Source organism: Atlantibacter sp. MEI4A-1023 (assembly GCF_056155425.1).
In genome coordinates this window covers 3,308,712-3,327,805 of record NZ_CM149568.1, presented here as the reverse complement: position 1 = coordinate 3,327,805, position 19,094 = coordinate 3,308,712, and the positions used below count along the sequence as shown (strand labels likewise).

The window sequence follows — 19,094 nt, the reverse complement described above, 5'->3', positions numbered from 1 at the left end:
CGCCGCTTCCTGCGCGATATGGCGCGGGCGGCGAGCGGATTGACCGCCGTCGCCGTGGTGCTGGGGCTTGGGCAGCAGCGTAGCCACGCCACTGGGGTGCGGTTACGCCCGCCAGGCGCGCTGGGCGAGCCGGGGTTCTCCCGCGCCTGCGTGCGTTGCGGGCAATGCGTCCAGGCCTGTCCTTACGACACGCTCAAGCTGGCGACGCTGGCATCCGGCCCTGAGGCCGGAACGCCGTACTTCGTGGCGCGGGATATTCCGTGCGAAATGTGTGAAGACATTCCGTGTGCCAAAGCCTGCCCAAGCGGCGCGTTGGATAAAGAGATCGCCTCGATTGACGATGCGCGCATGGGGATCGCCGTCCTGCTCGATCAGGAAAACTGCCTTAACTTCCAGGGATTGCGTTGCGATGTCTGTTACCGGGTTTGCCCGTCGATAGACACCGCCATCACCCTGGAGCTGGAACGCAATACCCGTACCGGCAAACACGCGCGTTTTTTGCCGACGGTGCACAGCGATGCCTGTACCGGCTGCGGAAAATGCGAGAAAGCCTGCGTGCTGGAACAGGCCGCCATCAAGGTGCTGCCGCTGGATTTGGCGCGCGGCGAGCTGGGGCATCACTACCGTTTCGGTTGGCTGGAGGGAAACCATGGCAAATCGTAAACAGGACGCCGGGCGCGATGCGCTGGCGGTAAAAGGGGTGTTTGGCGCTTACGGCTGGCTGATGGCGCGCCGCGTGACGCAACTGCTGGTGCTGGCGCTGTTCCTGAGCGGTCCGTGGTTCGGGGTGTGGATCTTACGCGGCAACTACAGCAGCAGCCTGCTGCTGGATACGGTGCCGTTAAGCGATCCGCTGATGATTGCCCAGAGCCTGTTGAGCGGTCATCTGCCCGGCGTGCTGGCATTGCTTGGCGGCGTGCTGATTCTGGCGCTGTATGCCCTGGCGGGAAAACGGCTGTTTTGTAGCTGGATCTGCCCGGTGAATCCGTTGACCGATCTGGCTGCCTGGCTGCGCCGCCGCTTCGACATCACGCCGTCCGCCACGCTGCCGCGCTGGCTGCGTTATCTGATTCTGGCGATGGTGCTGTTAGCCAGTGCGCTCACCGGTTCGCTGCTGTGGGAATGGGTGAACCCGGTATCGCTGATGGGGCGCGGATTAATCTTCGGGTTTGGTGCGGGGATCTGGCTGCTGCTGGCGCTGTTTCTGTTCGATTTGCTGGTGGTGGAGCACGGCTGGTGCGGCCACGTGTGCCCGGTAGGCGCGATGTACGCGCTGGCGGGGCAGAAGGGTGTTTTTACGGTGAGTGCGGCGGGTCGTGAACGTTGTACGCGTTGTATGGATTGTTTTCACGTTTGCCCGGAGCCGCAGGTTTTACGGTCGCCGGTGCTGAATAAGGAAAGCCCGGTAGAGATTTCGGATCGCGATTGCATGACCTGCGGTCGTTGCGTCGATGTCTGTGCTGAAAAGGTTTTAAAAATGACAACAAGATGGAGTTCGGGAGCAAAATCATGAAAAGCCAAGTCCTGAAAAATGGATTCTTTCCCTGGATGACCGCATTGATGCTGTTAATAAGCGGTGCGGCGTGGGCGGCAGATTCGGTCGACTTTAAACAGTCGCCGGAAGTGTCGGGCACGCAGGAGGGCTCCATACGTATGCCTAAACAGCAAGAGAAAATGGCGCTGAACTACGTAAACCAGCCGCCAATGATCCCCCATAGCGTGGACGGGTATCAGGTCACCACCAATACTAACCGCTGCCTACAATGCCACGGTGTCGAGCATTATCGCACTACCGGCGCGCCGCGTATCAGCCCGACCCACTTTATGGACAGCGACGGCAAAGTGCTTTCTGGTGTAGCGCCGCGTCGTTATTTCTGCCTGCAATGCCATGTGCCGCAAACCGACGCGCCGGCAATCATTGAAAACACCTTCACGCCTTCGAAAGGCTTTGGTCAGTGAGGGATGATATGGAAAACAAACGTAAACCTGGCCTGATCCGCCGGATCTGGCAGTGGTGGCGACGTCCGAGCCGTCTGGCGCTGGGGACGCTGCTGCTTATCGGCTTCGCGGCGGGGATTATCTTCTGGGGCGGTTTTAACACCGGTATGGAAAAAGCCAACACCGAAGAGTTCTGTATTAGCTGCCACGAGATGCGCAATAACGTCTACCAGGAGTATATGGAGACGGTGCATTACAACAACCGCAGCGGCGTGCGCGCCACCTGTCCGGATTGCCACGTGCCGCACGAGTGGGGCCCGAAAATGATCCGTAAAATTCAGGCCAGTAAAGAGCTGTACGGCAAGATCTTCGGCATCATCGATACGCCTGCGAAGTTTGAAGATCACCGCTTACAAATGGCGCAGAGCGAGTGGCGGCGTATGCAGAACAACAACTCGCAAGAGTGCCGTAACTGCCATAACTTCGATTATATGGATTTCACCGCCCAGAAAACGGTCGCCGCCAAAATGCACGACCAGGCCATTAAGGAAGGGCAAACCTGTATCGACTGCCATAAAGGCATCGCCCATAAACTCCCGGATATGAGCGACGTGAAGCACGGCTTCTGATGCCGCTAAGCCGCCCGTAACGGGCGGCTTTTTTTCTGCGCTTTTCAACGTACACTAGACGCCTGTCTTCCCGACCTGGTGGTAAATGTGTCGCTTAAAATCAACGTTATTAAAGATAAAATCCTTTCCGATAATTATTTCATTCTGCGCAATGTGACCTACGACATCGCCAAAGGCGACGAACCGCCGGTACGCCATATCCGCGAAGTGTATGACCGGGGCAATGGCGCGACCATCCTGCTGTATAACCGCCACAAAAAAACCGTGGTGTTGACGCGCCAGTTCCGTATCGCCACATGGGTGAACGGCAATCAGGACGGAATGCTGATTGAAGCCTGCGCGGGGCTGCTGGATGATGACGAGCCGGAAGTGTGCGCCCGTAAAGAAGCCATCGAAGAGACCGGCTTCCAGGTGGGCGAGGTGGAAAAAGTCTACGAGCTGTATATGTCGCCAGGCGGCGTCACTGAGCTTATCTCGTTTTATTTTGCCGAATATGACGATTCACAGCGCGCCAGCGCAGGCGGCGGTATTGATGATGAAGATATTGAGGTGCTGGAAATCCCCTTCACTCGTGCAATGGAAATGATGAAAAACGGTCAAATTCGCGATGGAAAAACCGTGATTTTGTTACAGCTTCTGGCGATGCGTAACATTATGTCTTGATATACAGGCGGTTATGTTGCACAAAATTAGAATAAAGCTATCCGAAAAATCTGATTGAGTGATGGCCCCCCGGGAACGAAGATAGGCGCGGAGAGTATTCTCTGTTTCTTCTTTCTCGTCAGGGTATCTGTCCTCATGTTGCTACGCGTCTTAATGTTGGTCATAACGAGCCTGTTTTGGGCTACGCACGCTTTTGCCGCCCCGGTGCAAAAGCAATTCGATGACTGGCAGGTCACGTGTAACAATCAAAATTTCTGTAAAGCCCGCAATACCGGCAATCACGATGGGCTGGTGATGACCCTGAGCCGTAGCGCGGGCGCGCATACCGATGTTGAAATGCGTATCGAAAAGGGCAATTTTTCCCAGCCTGCCAGCGATGCGCAGCCTATCGCCCCGCGTCTACTGCTCGACGACAAACCGTTTTTCCCCACTGGCGCAAAATGGCAAATTACCCCGCGTCGGTTAATTAATAACGAGCCGCTCACCATCACCGCTTTCCTGGCCCAGATCCAGAACGCGAAACAAATTACCCTGGCGCAAGGCACCGGCAAGATCTCCCTCGCAGGACTGAAAGACGCGGTGACCTTTATCGATACCCAGCAAAAGCGCGTAGGCAATGAAACCGCGTGGGTGGCTAAAGGGGATGAACCGCCGCTCAACGTGCCTCCCGCGCCTGCGCTAAAAGCCGTGGCGGTGAAAAACCCTACGCCCACGCCGCTCGGGAAAGAAGAACTGAACGAGCTGCTGGATTACGGCGGCTGGCAGATGAACAACACCCAGTGTTCTCTCGACCCGATGCGCCGTGAAGTGCGGGTCTATGCGCTTACCGACGATAAAGCGCTGATGATTATCAGCTGTGAAATGGGCGCGTATAACGTGGTGGATTTAGCCTGGCTGGTGGATCGTAAAAAGCCGCTGAGCGCACGGGCAATTCGTCTGCGCCTGCCGTTTACCCCCGCCAATGACAGTACCGATGTCGAACTGATGAACGCCAGTTTTGATGAGCGCAACCGTGAACTGGTGACGCTGGCGAAAGGGCGAGGCAAAGGCGACTGCGGCGTATCCACGCGCTGGCGCTACGACGGGCAGCGTTTTCGGTTGGTGAAATATGCTGAAGAGCCGAGCTGCGACGACTGGAATACGCCAGACGCCTGGCCGACGCTGTGGGTCACTAAATAAAAAAAGCCTGCCCATGTGGGCAGGCTTTTTGGTTTATTTCCCCAGCACCTGTTTTGCTTTCTTCACCACGTTCTCGGTGGTAAAGCCGAAGAACGGGAACAGCTTCTCGGCGGGAGCCGATTCGCCATAGCTGGTCATCCCGACAATCGCGCCGTCGATGCCCACGTATTTGTACCAGTAGTCGGCAATTCCGGCTTCTACCGCCACGCGCGCGCGTACGTCACGCGGCAATACCGATTCTTTATAGCTTTCATCCTGGGCTTCAAACACATCAGTGGACGGCAGTGATACCACGCGCACCTTGTGGCCTTCGTCGGTCAGCGTTTTGGCTGCGTTAACGGTGATTTCCATCTCCGAACCGGTGGCAATCAGGATCAGCTCCGGCTGGCCGTCGCAGTCTTTCAGGACGTAACCCCCTTTCGCGATAGCGTCGATCTGTTCGGCGGAGCGATCCATTTGGGCGAGGTTCTGGCGCGACAGGATCAACGCCGTCGGCCCGTTATGGCGCTCAATTGCCGCTTTCCACGCCACGGCGGCTTCGACCTGATCGCACGGACGCCAGGTGCTGAAATTAGGCGTCAGGCGCAGGCTGGCCAGTTGTTCCACGGCCTGGTGCGTCGGACCATCTTCTCCAAGGCCGATGGAGTCATGGGTATACACCATGATCTGGCGCGCTTTCATCAGCGCCGCCATACGCGCCGCATTACGGGCGTACTCGACAAACATCAGGAAGGTGGCGGTGTAAGGCACAAATCCACCGTGGTGGGCGATGCCGTTGGCGATGGCGGTCATGCCGAATTCGCGCACGCCGTAGTGGATATAGTTACCCGCCAGATCCTCTTTCAGCGACCTGGAGCCTGACCAGATAGTGAGGTTACTCGGCGCCAGGTCAGCGGAGCCGCCCAGCAGTTCCGGCAGAATCGGGCCGTAGGTATTCAGCGCGTTTTGCGACGCCTTACGGGTAGCGATTTTCGCCGGTTCGGCCTGAAGCTTTTTAATGTATTCCGCCGTGGTTTCCTGCCAGTTTTCCGGCATACCGCCGCTCATCCGGCGCTCAAATTCCGCAGCCAGTTCCGGGTGGGCTTTTTTATAGGCGGCGAATTTCTCATTCCAGGCCTGTTCGGCTTTTTCGCCGGCTTCATGGGCGTCCCACTGCTGATAAATCTCTTTCGGGATCTCAAACGGCGGGTGATTCCAGCCCAGCTGTTTACGGGCCAGCGCCACTTCCTGCTCGCCCAGCGCCGCGCCGTGGGACTCTTCCTTACCGGCTTTGTTCGGCGAGCCGAAGCCGATAATGGTGCGGCACATAATCAGCGACGGCTTATCCGTCACCGCTTTGGCTTCTTCGATGGCTTTTTTCACCGCGTCCGGGTTATGGCCGTCGATATCCGGGATCACATGCCAGTGATAGGCCTCGAAGCGCTTCGCGGTATCGTCGGTAAACCAGCCTTCGGTTTCACCGTCAATCGAGATGCCGTTATGGTCGTAAAAACCGATGAGCTTGCCCAGCCCCAGCGTGCCTGCCAGCGAACACACTTCATGGGAGATCCCTTCCATTAAACAGCCGTCGCCCATAAACACCCAGGTGTAGTGGTCGACAATCTCATGATCCGGCTGGTTAAACTGCGCCGCCAGGGTACGCTCGGCAATCGCCAGCCCAACCGCATTCGCCAGGCCCTGGCCGAGCGGACCGGTGGTGGTTTCTACCCCTGGGGTATAGCCAATTTCCGGGTGGCCCGGCGTTTTTGAATGCAACTGGCGGAAGTTTTTTAACTCTTCGATCGGCAGGTCATAGCCGGACAGGTGCAACAGGCTGTACAGCAGCATTGAGGCGTGACCGTTGGAGAGAATAAATCGGTCGCGATCGTACCAGGCGGGGTTGCTGGGGTTGTGCTTCAGGAAATCGTTCCACAACACTTCCGCGATATCCGCCATCCCCATCGGGGCACCGGGATGCCCCGAGTTGGCTTTTTGTACGGCGTCCATACTGAGTGCGCGGATAGCGTTAGCGAGCGCTTGTCGAGACATAGAGTTCTCCATGGCTGATAAAGGGGGTAACCCGTTATTTTTCAATGTGAAAGCATTACGATTTTGCGGCGAGCAAATCCTCGAGTTTGCGTTGGTCGACGGCAAATGACCGGATGCCTTCCGCTAATTTTTCTACCGCCATCGCGTCCTGGTTATGTTCCCAACGGAATTCCGCTTCGGTCATCGGCGCAGGGCGTTTAAAGGTTTGCGGGGTGGGGATCAGTTTGCGGTGAACGGTCTCTTCGCTGGCCTGAAGCTGTTTAAGCAGATCGGGCGAGATAGTCAGACGGTCACAGCCCGCCAGCGCCAGAATTTGCTCAGTACGGCGGAAGCTCGCGCCCATCACAATGGTGTCGTAGCGGTGCTGTTTGTAATAGTCATAGATATTACGCACCGATTTCACGCCCGGATCTTCTTCCACCACGTAGGGGTCCATGGGTTTGCGGGCCTGATACCAGTCGTAAATACGCCCCACGAACGGCGACACCAGGTAAACGCCCGCTTCGGCGCAGGCGCGCGCCTGGGCGAAGGAAAACAGCAGTGTCAGGTTGCAGTTAATGCCTTCTTTTTCCAGCGCTTCCGCGGCGCGGATGCCTTCCCAGGTGGAGGCGAGCTTGATCAGAATGCGCGACTTATCAACACCCTGTTCGGCGTACAGCGCGACCAGGCGGCGGGCTTTTTCGATGCTTTTTTGCTTATCGAATGAGAGCCGCGCATCCACTTCGGTTGACACGCGCCCCGGAACGCTTTTGAGGATTTCCGCGCCAATGTTGACGGCCAGTTTGTCGCAGGCTTCGGCAATCTGCTGTTCCTGGGTATCACCACGGGATTTGCCGTAGCGTAAGGCGTCCTCGACCAACGGCTTATAGGCCTCAAGGGCGGCGGCTTTCAGTAACAGCGAGGGGTTGGTGGTGGCATCTTCCGGTTGATAATGGCGAATTGACTCAATATCGCCGCTGTCGGCCACGATGGTGGTGAACTGTTTGATACCTTCTAGCTGGTTCATGAAATTTACTCCTTTGTATACAAATACTTATCAGAGAGCTTCCCGGCGCTCCCTTAAACAAGAAACGATGTGCATAACAAAAAAGCATAGCAGACAGGCATGGCATTGCCTGGCACAGCAGGTAACATAGTCTCTATAAATTGCTAACAATCTTTGCCATACATTGATGATAGTTTGGCAACGTTCAAAGTTTGTTAGCCGTCGAAGGGCCATACTATGGCCCACTCAAAAAGGGCGCGGTACGCATTGCCCTCCAGTCACTTCCCAGAACGAAAGGTAAAGGACCAGAAAAATGGATGAACAGTTGAAACAAAGTGCCCTCGATTTCCACGAGTTTCCGGTACCAGGGAAAATTCAGGTTTCTCCAACCAAACCGCTCGCTACCCAGCGCGATCTGGCGCTGGCCTATTCGCCAGGCGTGGCCGCTCCCTGTCTTGAGATCGAAAAAGATCCGCTGGCGGCCTTTAAATACACGGCGCGTGGCAACCTGGTAGCGGTGATCTCCAACGGCACCGCAGTGCTGGGACTTGGCAATATTGGCGCGCTGGCCGGTAAACCGGTGATGGAAGGCAAGGGCGTCCTGTTCAAAAAATTTGCCGGTATCGACGTCTTCGATATTGAAGTGGATGAACTGGACCCGGATAAATTTATAAACGTTGTCGCCGCGCTGGAACCGACGTTTGGCGGCATCAACCTCGAAGATATCAAAGCGCCGGAATGTTTTTATATCGAGCAACAACTGCGTGAGCGCATGAATATTCCGGTATTCCACGACGACCAGCACGGCACGGCGATCATCAGTACTGCCGCTATCCTGAACGGCCTGCGCGTGGTGGAAAAGAATCTCTCTGATGTGCGCATGGTGGTATCAGGCGCAGGGGCGGCGGCGATTGCCTGTATGAACCTGCTGGTGGCGCTGGGCATGCAGAAACACAACATCGTGGTGTGCGACTCCAAAGGCGTCATCTATAAAGATCGTGAGCCGAACATGGCGGAAACCAAAGCGGCTTACGCGGTGGAAGATGACGGCAAACGCACCCTGGACGATGTGGTCGATGGCGCGGATATCTTCCTGGGCTGTTCTGGCCCGAAAGTGCTGACGCCAGAGATGGTCAAAAAAATGGCGCGCGCGCCGCTGATCCTGGCGCTGGCGAACCCGGAACCGGAAATTTTGCCTCCGCTGGCGAAAGAGGTGCGCCCGGACGCGATTATCTGTACCGGCCGCTCCGACTATCCGAACCAGGTCAACAACGTGCTGTGCTTCCCGTTCATCTTCCGCGGCGCGCTGGACGTGGGCGCAACCGCGATCAACGAAGAGATGAAACTGGCGGCGGTTCATGCTATTGCCGAGCTGGCCCATGCGGAGCAAAGCGAAGTGGTGGCCTCAGCGTATGGCGACCAGGACCTGAGCTTTGGCCCGGAATACATCATCCCAAAACCGTTTGACCCGCGCTTGATTGTGAAGATTGCCCCAGCGGTGGCGAAAGCGGCAATGGATTCCGGCGTAGCGACCCGCCCAATCGAAGATTTCGATGCCTACATCGATAAACTCACCGAGTTTGTATACAAAACTAACCTGTTTATGAAGCCGATTTTCTCCCAGGCGCGTAAAGATCCCAAACGCGTGGTGCTGACCGAAGGGGAAGATAACCGCGTACTGCACGCGACTCAGGAACTGATTACCCTGGGCCTGGCGAAGCCGATCCTGGTGGGCCGCCCGAGCGTGATCGAAATGCGTATCCAGAAACTGGGTCTGCAAATTAAAGCGGGCGTTGATTTCGAGATCGTCAATAACGAATCCGATCCGCGCTTCAAAGAGTACTGGAACGAGTACTACACCATCATGAAACGCCGGGGGATTACCCAGGAGCAGGCGCAGAAAGCGGTGATCGGCAACACTACCGTGATCGGCGCGATCATGGTGCATCGCGGTGAAGCGGATGCCATGATTTGCGGCACCATCGGCGATTACCACGAGCATTTCAGCGTGGTGCAGGAGATCTTCGGCTATCGCGAAGGCGTGAAAGCGGCGGGGGCAATGAACGCGCTGCTGCTGCCGAGCGGCAACACCTTTATCACCGATACCTACGTCAACGACGACCCGACGCCAGAGCAGTTGGCAGAAATCGCTATCATGGCGGCAGAAACCGTGCGTCGCTTCGGTATCGAGCCGAGAGTGGCGCTGCTGTCGCACTCTAACTTTGGTTCGTCCAACTCCCCGGCGGCGACCAAAATGCGCAAAACCCTGGAACTGGTACGCGAGCGCGCCCCGGACCTGATGATCGACGGCGAAATGCACGGCGATGCGGCGCTGATTGAAAGCATCCGCAATGAACGTATGCCGGACAGCCCGCTGAAAGGCTCTGCCAACATTCTGGTGATGCCGAACGTGGAAGCGGCGCGTATCAGCTACAACCTGCTGCGCGTTTCCAGTTCTGAAGGCGTGACCGTGGGGCCGGTGCTGATGGGCGTGGCGAAACCGGTACACGTATTGACGCAGATCGCGTCGGTGCGTCGTATCGTCAATATGGTGGCCCTGGCGGTGGTTGAAGCGCAAACCAATCCGCTGTAACCCTGCGTTGAAATGAAAATCAGACGCCGCGGCGTCTGATTTTTTTTATGGCTTCAGCCACTCTTTAACCTGAATAAAGTCGCTTAGCGCCGCTTCCGGGCTGCCCGCTTTGGGCTGGAAGTTGTATTCCCAGCGCACCAGCGGCGGCATCGACATCAATATCGACTCGGTACGCCCGCCGGTTTGCAAACCAAACAGCGTGCCGCGATCCCACACCAGGTTGAACTCCACATAGCGGCCCCGGCGATAAAGCTGGAAATCGCGCTCGCGCTCGCCCCAGGCCAGCGCTTTACGGCGCTCGACGATGGGCAGATACGCATCCAGATAACCCTGGCCTACCGCCTGAATAAAAGCGAAGCAGCGCGTAAAATCCGGGGCGTTGAGATCGTCGAAGAACAGGCCGCCGATGCCGCGCGGCTCGTTGCGGTGTTTCAGGAAGAAGTAGTCATCACACCATTTCTTGTAGCGCGGATAGACGTCCTCGCCGAACGGCGCGCACAGATCCCGGGCGGTACGGTGCCAGTGAACGGCGTCCTCTTCAAAGCCGTAATAGGGCGTTAAATCGAAACCGCCGCCGAACCACCACACCGGATCGGCATCGGGTTTGGTAGCGATAAAAAATCGCACGTTGGCATGGCTGGTGGGGATATACGGATTACGCGGATGCACCACCAGCGAAACGCCCATCGCCTCGAAGCTGCGTCCCGCCAGTTCCGGGCGGTGCGCGGTGGCCGAAGCGGGCAGGGCATCGCCATGAACGTGGGAAAAGTTAACCCCTGCCTGTTCGAATACGCCGCCGTCACGCAACACGCGGCTGCGCCCACCGCCGCCCGCGGCGCGCTGCCAGTTATCTTCAATGAAGACTGCGCCGTCGATGGCGCTGAGCTGTTGGCAAATCCGATCCTGTAGGTCCAGCAAAAACTGCTTAACCGCTGAAATATCCGGCGTCATGGCTTAGCCTCGTTTGGAATGGGCTTTGTGGTTATCAAACCAGTTGAAGTAGCTGATCACCCCACTGGCGATGGCGTTAGCGATTTTCTGGCGAAACGCCTGGGTGCCCAGCAGCCGCTCCTCTTCCGGATTGGTGATAAAGGAGGTTTCCACGAGTACCGACGGCACCGACGGAGATTTCAGCACCACAAACGCCGCCTGTTCGGTGGAGCGGCTGTGCAATCGGTGCACTGGCTTAATCTGGCGCAAAATATGCGAGCCGAGCGTCAGGCTATTTTTGATGGTGTCGGTTTGCACCAGATCGAACAACACCTGTTGCAGATACTGGTCTTTTTGCTTCACCTTGCTGCCCGCCACGTCATCCGCGGCGTTCTCACGCTCGGAAAGGTATTTTGCCATGGCGCTACTGGCTCCGCGGTTAGACAGGGCAAACACCGATGCCCCCGCCGCAGACGGGTTGGTAAAGCCGTCGGCGTGAATCGACATAAACAGATCCGCGCCGTGCTTATGGGCGATCTCCACGCGATCGTAAAGCGGAATAAAGGTGTCGCCGTTGCGGGTCAGCCGGGCGTCAATGCCTTTGCTCTTGAGAATGTTGCGCACGTTTTTGGCAATCGCCAGCACCACGTGTTTTTCTTTCGAACCGTTAGCGCCAATGGCGCCGGTATCAATCCCGCCGTGGCCTGGATCGAGCACCACGACGCGGCGCGCCCCGGATGTTTTCTTTTTCGCCGGGCTGTGTCCGTTGGAAGTTTTCAGCGCTTTGCTCTCTTCCCGGGCAAAGGCTTTGTTCACACCTGAGAGGGTCAGGGCGGCGAGGCCAGTTAACAGCATCTGGCGTCGGGTGAGTTTGGTAAATTTTATCGTGCTCATGCGGCCTGAGTTTCAGTTAGAACAAAAGAGTAGAGTTATAGCTTACCGTGGTTGTCCGTACGACCTTCTATGATAATAAAAGTTTTACGGCTCGTTTCAGACAAATACGGGGCCGTTATTATGCCATCAACCGGGAAGTTTTGACCTGGGATATTGGCTATTGATGCCGTTAACGCCATAATCACGGTTTTTATTCCATAAATAATGGGGAATACCATGGAGATACGCGTTTTTCGTCAGGACGATTTCGAGGAAGTGATCACCCTGTGGGAACGTTGCGACTTGCTTCGCCCCTGGAACGACCCGGAAATGGATATTGAGCGCAAAATCAACCATGACGTGTCGCTGTTCCTGGTAGCGGAAGTTGCCGGGGAGATCGTCGGCACGGTGATGGGCGGTTATGATGGGCATCGCGGCTCCGCGTATTATCTCGGCGTGCATCCTGAATTCCGCGGGCGCGGTATTGCCAATGCGCTGCTCAGCCGTCTGGAAAAGAAACTGATCGCACGCGGGTGCCCGAAGCTTCAACTGCTCATCCGTGAAGAAAATGATGTGGTACTCGGGATGTATGAACGTCTCGGCTACGAGCACCAGGATGTATTAAGCCTGGGTAAACGGCTTATCGAAGACGAAGAGTATTAAAAAACCCGCCGTGCGGCGGGTTTGTTTTTTTAACCTTTGGTCACTTTCTTAACGTCGATTTCTACCGAGTTCCAGTCTTTATCCACTTCACCTTCGAGACGCACTTTGTCGTTCGGGGTGATGGAGACGCCGCCCCAGTTATCGTCGTCGATATCGACATTCACGGTGCCGGTGCTGTCACGGAATTCGTAAAGCTCTTTACCCACCTTACGCACGATGTTGCCTTCCAGCACCACCCACGCGTCATCGCGCAGGCCTTTCGCTTGTTCGACCGTGGTGGTTGCGGCGTCCGGGCCGACGAAACCGCCTTTTTGGGTGTTTTGCGTGGTTTGGCTGTTTTGGGTTTTGGTGGTGTCCGGGCCGCTAAATCCGCCGGCCTGCTGGGCGAACGCGGTCACGCTGAATAACAAACCCGCAGCGATGGACGCTGCAACAAATGCTTTTTTCATATCAATCTCCATTTGTGATGAGGCAGAGAATTTTGTCATAAACGCAATGCCAGTGACATAATTCTCGCTCAGATGACTCATCTGTCCAGGACCTATACATGTTTTTACCAAACGACTATGACCAGCACGGGCGGTTGAAATTGCCCGCTTTTTTCTGGCTGGTGCTCCTGTTACAGGCCAGGACATGGGTGCTGTTTGTGGCGGCGGGCGCGTCCCGCGAGCAGGGTGAGGCGCTGTTACGGCTGTTTTACCCGGACAGCGAGATGTTCTGGCTGGGGCTGTTGCCGGGCATTCCGGCGGTGATAGCCTTTCTGCTGAGCGGCAGGCGCGGGCGCTGGCCGAGGCTCTGGACGGCGTGGCGCTGGGTATTGATTGCGGCGCAGATTGGACTGCTAATCTGGCAGATCGCGGTGGTGTTTGGCGAAGAGACATTAAATGGCATCACCCTGGCGCTGATGGTACTGGATGGGGTGGCACTGGCCTGGCTGTTGACGAATCCGCGCGTAAAAGCGTGTTTTTCACCTTCTGATGAGTAAACCTGGCACTTTTCGGCCCAGCGGCACTCCAACGTGGGTTGTTTTTTAAAAAAGGAATCGCGAATGAAACTGCGTTTGCTGGTGTGTGCGGCACCGCTCTTACTTTCCGGGTGTTCAACCCTTTCGGGGATGAACTGGGGCGCAATGAACCCCGTCAACTGGTTTAGCTCTTCTGTTGAAGTCAGTGAAAACGGCGTCGGTGATATCACCGCCAGCACGGCGATGGACGAGAAAGCCATCGCCGATAGCCTGGACGGTGACTACCGATTGCGCAGCGGGATGAAAACCGCCAACGGCAACATTGTGCGCTATTACGAAGCGCTGAAAGACGACAAGCTGGCGATGGTAATTAACGGCGAGAACGGCACCGTGAGCCGCATTGAGGTGCTGGATCCGGATGTGCAAACCGCCAGCGGAGTGAAAATCGGCGCTCAATTTAGCGCCCTGTACAGCAAAGCCTACGGCGCGTGCCAGAAGGGCAGCGGCGATGACGCCAGCGCCGTCGAATGCCAGGCCCCGGACAGCAAACACATCGCGTATCTCTTTACCGGCGAGTGGCGTGGGCCGGAAGGCCTGATGCCGTCTGATGATGCGTTAAAAAGCTGGAAACTCAGCAAAATCGTCTGGCGTCGTTAAGCACGGCGATCTTGCGCGTGGGCAAGGCGCGGCGCGAAAAATCAGGTAAAATGCCGGGCATCTCTGGTCACGTTCCGTGGCCTTGTTTTCAGGAGGAGAGATGTCTCAGGTTCAAAGTGGCATTCTGCCCGAACATTGCCGCGCCGCGATTTGGATTGAAGCGCGGGTATCCGACAATCTGGATGCGGTGCGCGAAGGTTGTAAAGCGTTTAACAGTAAGCTGTCCGAGCTACAGGCGGCCTTCCCCGACGCGCATTTGGGCGCGGTGGTGGCCTTCGGGCACGATGTCTGGCGCGATATCAGCGGCGGCGTGGGCGGCGAAGAACTGAAAAACTTCGCGCCGTTGGGCAAAGGCCTTGCGCCCGCCACTCAGCACGATTTACTGATCCATATCCTGTCACTGCGTCACGACGTGAATTTCTCCGTGGCTCAGGCGGCCATCGCCGCCTTTGGCGACGCGATTAGCGTGGTGGAAGAAACTCACGGCTTCCGCTGGGTGGAAGACCGCGATCTCAGCGGCTTTGTCGACGGCACCGAAAACCCGGCCGGGGATGAGGTGCGCCGCAGCGTCGCGGTGATTAACGACGGGGTGGACGCGGGCGGCAGCTACGTGTTTGTTCAGCGCTGGGAGCACAATCTCAAACAGTTGAACCGGATGAGCGTGCCGGATCAGGAGATGATGATTGGCCGCACCAAACAGGATAACGAAGAAATCGACGGCGATGCGCGCCCGGTGACTTCGCACCTGACCCGCGTCGATCTCAAAGAGAACGGCAAAGGGCTGAAGATTGTTCGCCAGAGCCTGCCGTACGGCACCGCCAGCGGCATCCACGGCCTTTATTTCTGCGCCTACTGCGCCACCCTGCGCAACATCGAACAGCAGTTACTGAGCATGTTCGGCGACCTGGACGGCAAACGCGACGCCATGCTGCGCTTCACTAAACCGGTGACCGGCGGCTACTATTTTGCGCCGTCGCTGGACCGCATCAACAGTTTGTAATCTCTGCACAGCGCGGTGTTCTGCCGCGCTTATTCTCTTTTCGACTTCCAAATCACCAAACGGTATATAAAAGCGTTACTGCTTTAACACGCGTTATAAATACACTGAGGCCAGGATCGACATCACATTTATAAGGGTGCGTAATGGCCGTTAAATCAGCGAAAAAAATTTGCAGTGCGCTTGCAGTCCTGGTGTTAGCTGGCCCTGCGCAGGCGACTGAATTACTGAACAGTTCTTACGATGTGTCTCGCGAGCTGTTTTCCGCGCTTAACCCGCCGTTCGAGGCGCAGTGGGCGAAGGAAAATAACGGCGATAAGCTGACCATCAAGCAATCTCACGCCGGCTCGTCGAAACAGGCGCTGGCGATTTTGCAGGGCTTAAAAGCAGACGTTGTAACTTATAACCAGGTCACCGACGTGCAGATCCTGCATGACAAAGGCAACCTGATCCCGGCGGACTGGCAGAGCCGTTTACCGAACAACAGCTCGCCGTTCTACTCGACCATGGCGTTCCTGGTGCGTAAAGGTAACCCTAAAAATATTCATGACTGGAATGACCTGGTGCGTTCTGACGTGAAGCTGATCTTCCCGAACCCGAAAACCTCCGGCAACGCGCGTTACACCTATCTCGCGGCCTGGGGCGCAGCCGATAAAGCAGACGGCGGCGATAAAGCCAAAACCACCCAGTTTATGACCCAGTTCCTGAAAAACGTTGAAGTGTTCGATACCGGCGGACGCGGCGCGACCACCACCTTTGTTGAGCGCGGCCTGGGCGACGTGCTGATTAGCTTTGAGTCAGAAGTGAACAACATCCGCAACCAGTACGCTAAAGAAGGCTTCGAAGTGGTGGTGCCGAAAGTCAACGTGCTGGCGGAATTCCCGGTGGCCTGGGTGGATAAAAACATCAAATCCAACGGCACTGAGAAAGCGGCGAAAGATTATCTGAACTATCTCTACAGCCCGAAAGCGCAGACCATCATCACTGATTATTACTACCGTGTGAATAACCCGGACGTGATGGCGAAACTGCAGGATAAATTCCCGCAGACCGAACTGTTCCGCGTGGAAGACCAGTTCGGTAGCTGGCCTGAGGTGATGAAAACCCATTTCAACAGCGGCGGCGAACTGGACAAGCTGTTAGCAGCGGGGCGTAAGTAATGTTTGCAGTTGCTACCCGCCGGGTGCTTCCGGGCTTTACGTTAAGCCTGGGCACCAGCCTGCTGTTTGTCTGCCTGATTTTGTTATTGCCGTTAAGCGCGTTAGTGATGCAGTTGGCCCAGATGAGCTGGGCGCAGTACTGGGACGTGGTGACCAACCCGCAGGTGGTCGCCGCCTATAAAGTCACGCTGCTGTCAGCGGGTGTCGCCTCCGTGTTTAACGGCGTGTTCGGCCTGCTGATGGCGTGGATTTTGACCCGCTACCGCTTTCCGGGGCGCACCATTCTTGATGCGCTGATGGATTTACCCTTTGCGCTGCCCACCGCCGTTGCGGGTCTGACCCTGGCGTCGCTGTTTTCAGTCAACGGCTTGTACGGCGAATGGCTGGCGATGCTGGATATTAAAGTCACATACACCTGGCTGGGTATCGCGGTGGCGATGGCGTTTACCAGTATCCCGTTTGTGGTGCGTACCGTGCAGCCGGTGCTGGAAGAGTTAGGCCCGGAATATGAAGAAGCGGCGGAAACCCTCGGTGCCAGCCGCTGGCAGAGCTTTACCCGCGTGGTATTGCCGGAGCTGTCTCCGGCGCTGATGGCGGGCGTAGCGCTGTCGTTTACCCGCAGCCTGGGCGAGTTCGGCGCGGTGATCTTTATTGCAGGTAACATCGCCTGGAAAACGGAAGTCACCTCGCTGATGATTTTCGTGCGTTTGCAGGAGTTTGATTACCCGGCTGCCAGCGCCATCGCCTCGGTGATCCTGGCGGCCTCGCTGCTGCTGCTGTTTGCTATCAATACATTGCAAAGTCGCTTTGGCCGACGCGTGGTAGGTCACTAATGGCGCAGGTTACAGAATTGAAAACGTACGGTAAGCCTGGCACCAACTGGGGAAAATGGTTTCTGATTGGCACCGGCGTGCTGGTAAGCGCGCTGATTCTGGTCGTACCGATGGCGTATATCTTCATCCAGGCCTTCAGCAAAGGGCTGATGCCGGTGCAGCAAAACCTGGCCGAGCCGGACATGCTGCACGCCATCTGGTTGACGGTGCTTATCGCGCTGATCACCGTGCCGGTTAACCTGGTATTCGGCACCTTACTGGCATGGCTGGTGACGCGCTTTAACTTTCCGGGCCGCCAGTTGCTGCTGACCCTGCTGGATATCCCGTTTGCGGTCTCCCCGGTGGTGGCTGGTCTGGTGTATCTGCTGTTCTACGGCTCGAACGGCCCGCTCGGCGGCTGGCTGGGCGATAACGATTTGCAGGTGATGTTTGCCTGGCCTGGCATGGTGCTGGTGACCATATTCGTGACCTGTCCATTTGTGGTGCGCGAGCTGGTGCCGGTGATGCTGAGCCAGGGCAGTAATGAAGACGAAGCCGCGATTTTGCTGGGCGCGTCCGGCTGGCAGATGTTCCGCCGCGTGACCCTGCCGAATATTCGCTGGGCACTGTTGTACGGCGTGGTGTTGACCAATGCCCGCGCCATCGGTGAATTTGGCGCGGTGTCGGTGGTTTCTGGCTCCATTCGCGGCGAGACGCTGTCGCTGCCGCTGCAAATCGAATTACTTGAGCAGGATTACAACGCGGTTGGCGCCTATACCGCCGCTGCGTTGCTGACGTTAATGGCAATTATGACCCTGTTTTTAAAGAGTGCGTTGCAATGGCGTTTGCACAATCAGGAAAAGCGCCAGCAACAGGAGAGCAATCATGAGCATTGAGATTTCCAGAATTAAAAAATCGTTTGGCCGCACCCAGGTGCTTAATGATATTTCTCTGGATATCCCATCCGGCCAGATGGTGGCACTGTTGGGGCCAAGCGGTTCCGGCAAAACCACGCTGCTGCGTATTATCGCAGGCCTGGAACACCAGACCAGCGGGCATATCCGCTTCCACGGTACTGACGTCAGCCGTTTACACGCCCGCGACCGTAAAGTGGGTTTTGTGTTCCAGCACTACGCGCTGTTCCGCCATATGACGGTGTTTGACAACATCGCGTTTGGCCTGAGCGTGCTGCCGAAGCGCGAGCGCCCGAGCGCCAGCGCCATCAAACAAAAAGTGACCCAGTTGCTGGAGATGGTGCAGTTAGCGCATTTAGCAGACCGCTTCCCGGCCCAGCTTTCCGGCGGCCAGAAACAGCGTGTCGCTCTGGCGCGCGCGCTGGCCGTTGAGCCGCAAATCCTGCTGCTGGATGAACCTTTCGGCGCGCTGGACGCCCAGGTGCGTAAAGAACTGCGCCGCTGGCTGCGTCAGTTGCATGAAGAACTGAAATTCACCAGCGTGTTCGTGACCCACGATCAGGAAGAAGCCATGGAAGTGGCGGACCGCGTAGTAGTGATGAGCCAGGGCCATATCGAACAGGCCGATGCGCCGGAGCGCGTGTGGCGCGAGCCGGAAACCCGCTTCGTGCTGGAATTCCTCGGCGAAGTGAACCGCCTACACGGCACCATTCGCGGCAGCCAGTTCCACGTTGGCGCGCACCGCTGGCCGCTGGGCTATGCGCCTGCGCATCAGGGGCCGGTCGATTTGTTCCTGCGCCCGTGGGAAGTCGACGTCAGCCGCCGCACCAGCCTGGATTCACCGCTGCCGGTGCAGGTGCTGGAGGTGAGCCCGCGCGGCCACTATATGCAATTGGTGGTACAGCCACTCGGCTGGTACGACGAAACCTTAACCGTTGTTTTACGGGAAGATTATGTTCCGCATCGCGGCGAGCGGCTGTTTGTTGGCCTGCAACATGCCCGCTTATATAACGGCAACGAGAAAATTGAGAGTATTGCTCTCGCTGAGACAGCTTGATAGTTTGTTGCGATCGACGATGTGAAAGCGGCTTCGCAGCCGCTTTTTTTAT

Annotated in this window: 20 protein-coding genes; 15 read left to right on the top strand and 5 right to left on the bottom strand. The window is 56.8% G+C overall.

Features of this window, described 5'->3' with window-relative positions; all coding sequences use genetic code 11:
• Positions 1-18: 18 nt before the first annotated feature.
• From napG to ACVV26_RS15855, 6 genes are all read left to right on the top strand, one after another.
• On the top strand, positions 19-663 hold the full coding sequence (napG, locus tag ACVV26_RS15880; protein WP_474801876.1) for a ferredoxin-type protein NapG: 645 nt from the start codon (positions 19-21) through the stop codon (positions 661-663).
• Positions 650-1,513: a quinol dehydrogenase ferredoxin subunit NapH gene (gene napH / locus ACVV26_RS15875; RefSeq protein WP_474798184.1), complete on the top strand. Its 864-nt coding sequence runs from the start codon at positions 650-652 to the stop codon at positions 1,511-1,513. The genes napG and napH overlap by 14 nt, the downstream gene beginning before the upstream one ends.
• Positions 1,510-1,959, top strand: a complete 450-nt coding sequence (napB, locus tag ACVV26_RS15870) for a nitrate reductase cytochrome c-type subunit (RefSeq protein ID WP_312982970.1) — start codon at positions 1,510-1,512, stop codon at positions 1,957-1,959. The genes napH and napB overlap by 4 nt, the downstream gene beginning before the upstream one ends.
• Before the next feature lie 8 nt (positions 1,960-1,967).
• The gene (gene napC / locus ACVV26_RS15865) at positions 1,968-2,567 is read left to right on the top strand and encodes a cytochrome c-type protein NapC (protein WP_312982971.1); all 600 of its coding nucleotides are present in this window, start codon (positions 1,968-1,970) and stop codon (positions 2,565-2,567) included.
• A gap of 87 nt (positions 2,568-2,654) precedes the next feature.
• Positions 2,655-3,230: a GDP-mannose pyrophosphatase NudK gene (gene nudK, locus ACVV26_RS15860; RefSeq protein ID WP_474798183.1), complete on the top strand. Its 576-nt coding sequence runs from the start codon at positions 2,655-2,657 to the stop codon at positions 3,228-3,230.
• 135 nt (positions 3,231-3,365) lie between these two features.
• Positions 3,366-4,409 carry a DUF1176 domain-containing protein gene (locus tag ACVV26_RS15855; protein WP_474798181.1) on the top strand — a complete coding sequence of 348 codons (1,044 nt, stop codon included), beginning with the start codon at positions 3,366-3,368 and terminating at the stop codon, positions 4,407-4,409.
• Positions 4,410-4,442: 33 nt separating this feature from the next.
• Here ACVV26_RS15855 and tkt read toward each other — a convergent pair whose 3' ends face one another.
• Entirely contained in the window at positions 4,443-6,437 is a 1,995-nt protein-coding gene (gene tkt, locus ACVV26_RS15850; RefSeq protein ID WP_474798180.1) for a transketolase, read from the bottom strand.
• 55 nt (positions 6,438-6,492) lie between these two features.
• Entirely contained in the window at positions 6,493-7,443 is a 951-nt protein-coding gene (gene tal, locus ACVV26_RS15845) for a transaldolase (protein WP_474798178.1), read from the bottom strand.
• 292 nt (positions 7,444-7,735) lie between these two features.
• On the opposite strand from tal, the gene maeB reads away from it, so the two are divergent.
• A complete protein-coding gene (gene maeB / locus ACVV26_RS15840; protein ID WP_474798177.1) occupies positions 7,736-10,015 on the top strand; it encodes an NADP-dependent oxaloacetate-decarboxylating malate dehydrogenase in 2,280 nt (759 codons plus the stop codon).
• Between the two features lie 45 nt (positions 10,016-10,060).
• Here maeB and hemF read toward each other — a convergent pair whose 3' ends face one another.
• Positions 10,061-10,966, bottom strand: coding sequence for an oxygen-dependent coproporphyrinogen oxidase (gene hemF / locus ACVV26_RS15835; RefSeq protein WP_474798176.1), 906 nt, complete (start codon positions 10,964-10,966; stop codon positions 10,061-10,063).
• Between the two features lie 3 nt (positions 10,967-10,969).
• The gene (gene amiA / locus ACVV26_RS15830) at positions 10,970-11,839 is read right to left on the bottom strand and encodes an N-acetylmuramoyl-L-alanine amidase AmiA (protein WP_474798175.1); all 870 of its coding nucleotides are present in this window, start codon (positions 11,837-11,839) and stop codon (positions 10,970-10,972) included.
• A gap of 216 nt (positions 11,840-12,055) precedes the next feature.
• Here amiA and ACVV26_RS15825 point away from each other — a divergent pair, with 216 nt between their 5' ends.
• Entirely contained in the window at positions 12,056-12,481 is a 426-nt protein-coding gene (locus tag ACVV26_RS15825) for a GNAT family acetyltransferase (protein ID WP_125295673.1), read from the top strand.
• 29 nt (positions 12,482-12,510) lie between these two features.
• Here ACVV26_RS15825 and ACVV26_RS15820 read toward each other — a convergent pair whose 3' ends face one another.
• Positions 12,511-12,930: a YgiW/YdeI family stress tolerance OB fold protein gene (locus ACVV26_RS15820; RefSeq protein ID WP_474798174.1), complete on the bottom strand. Its 420-nt coding sequence runs from the start codon at positions 12,928-12,930 to the stop codon at positions 12,511-12,513.
• A gap of 98 nt (positions 12,931-13,028) precedes the next feature.
• Between ACVV26_RS15820 and ACVV26_RS15815 the strand changes: the two genes are divergently transcribed.
• The 7 genes from ACVV26_RS15815 to cysA all read left to right on the top strand — a co-directional run bounded on the left by ACVV26_RS15815 (position 13,029) and on the right by cysA (position 19,042).
• A complete protein-coding gene (locus tag ACVV26_RS15815) occupies positions 13,029-13,466 on the top strand; it encodes a DUF2919 domain-containing protein (RefSeq protein ID WP_474798173.1) in 438 nt (145 codons plus the stop codon).
• 63 nt (positions 13,467-13,529) lie between these two features.
• Positions 13,530-14,102, top strand: a complete 573-nt coding sequence (locus ACVV26_RS15810; protein WP_474798172.1) for an RpoE-regulated lipoprotein — start codon at positions 13,530-13,532, stop codon at positions 14,100-14,102.
• 100 nt (positions 14,103-14,202) lie between these two features.
• On the top strand, positions 14,203-15,102 hold the full coding sequence (locus tag ACVV26_RS15805) for a Dyp-type peroxidase (RefSeq protein WP_474798170.1): 900 nt from the start codon (positions 14,203-14,205) through the stop codon (positions 15,100-15,102).
• Positions 15,103-15,245: 143 nt separating this feature from the next.
• Positions 15,246-16,259 (top strand): sulfate ABC transporter substrate-binding protein, encoded by a 1,014-nt coding sequence (locus ACVV26_RS15800; protein ID WP_474798169.1) that lies wholly within the window; start codon positions 15,246-15,248, stop codon positions 16,257-16,259.
• Positions 16,259-17,092: a sulfate/thiosulfate ABC transporter permease CysT gene (gene cysT, locus ACVV26_RS15795; RefSeq protein WP_312982984.1), complete on the top strand. Its 834-nt coding sequence runs from the start codon at positions 16,259-16,261 to the stop codon at positions 17,090-17,092. Before ACVV26_RS15800 ends, cysT begins: the two co-directional genes overlap by 1 nt.
• Complete coding sequence (gene cysW, locus ACVV26_RS15790; RefSeq protein ID WP_474798168.1) at positions 17,092-17,967, top strand: sulfate/thiosulfate ABC transporter permease CysW; 876 nt, start codon at positions 17,092-17,094, stop codon at positions 17,965-17,967. Before cysT ends, cysW begins: the two co-directional genes overlap by 1 nt.
• Positions 17,957-19,042 carry a sulfate/thiosulfate ABC transporter ATP-binding protein CysA gene (gene cysA / locus ACVV26_RS15785; protein WP_312982986.1) on the top strand — a complete coding sequence of 362 codons (1,086 nt, stop codon included), beginning with the start codon at positions 17,957-17,959 and terminating at the stop codon, positions 19,040-19,042. The genes cysW and cysA overlap by 11 nt, the downstream gene beginning before the upstream one ends.
• Positions 19,043-19,094: the final 52 nt, after the last annotated feature.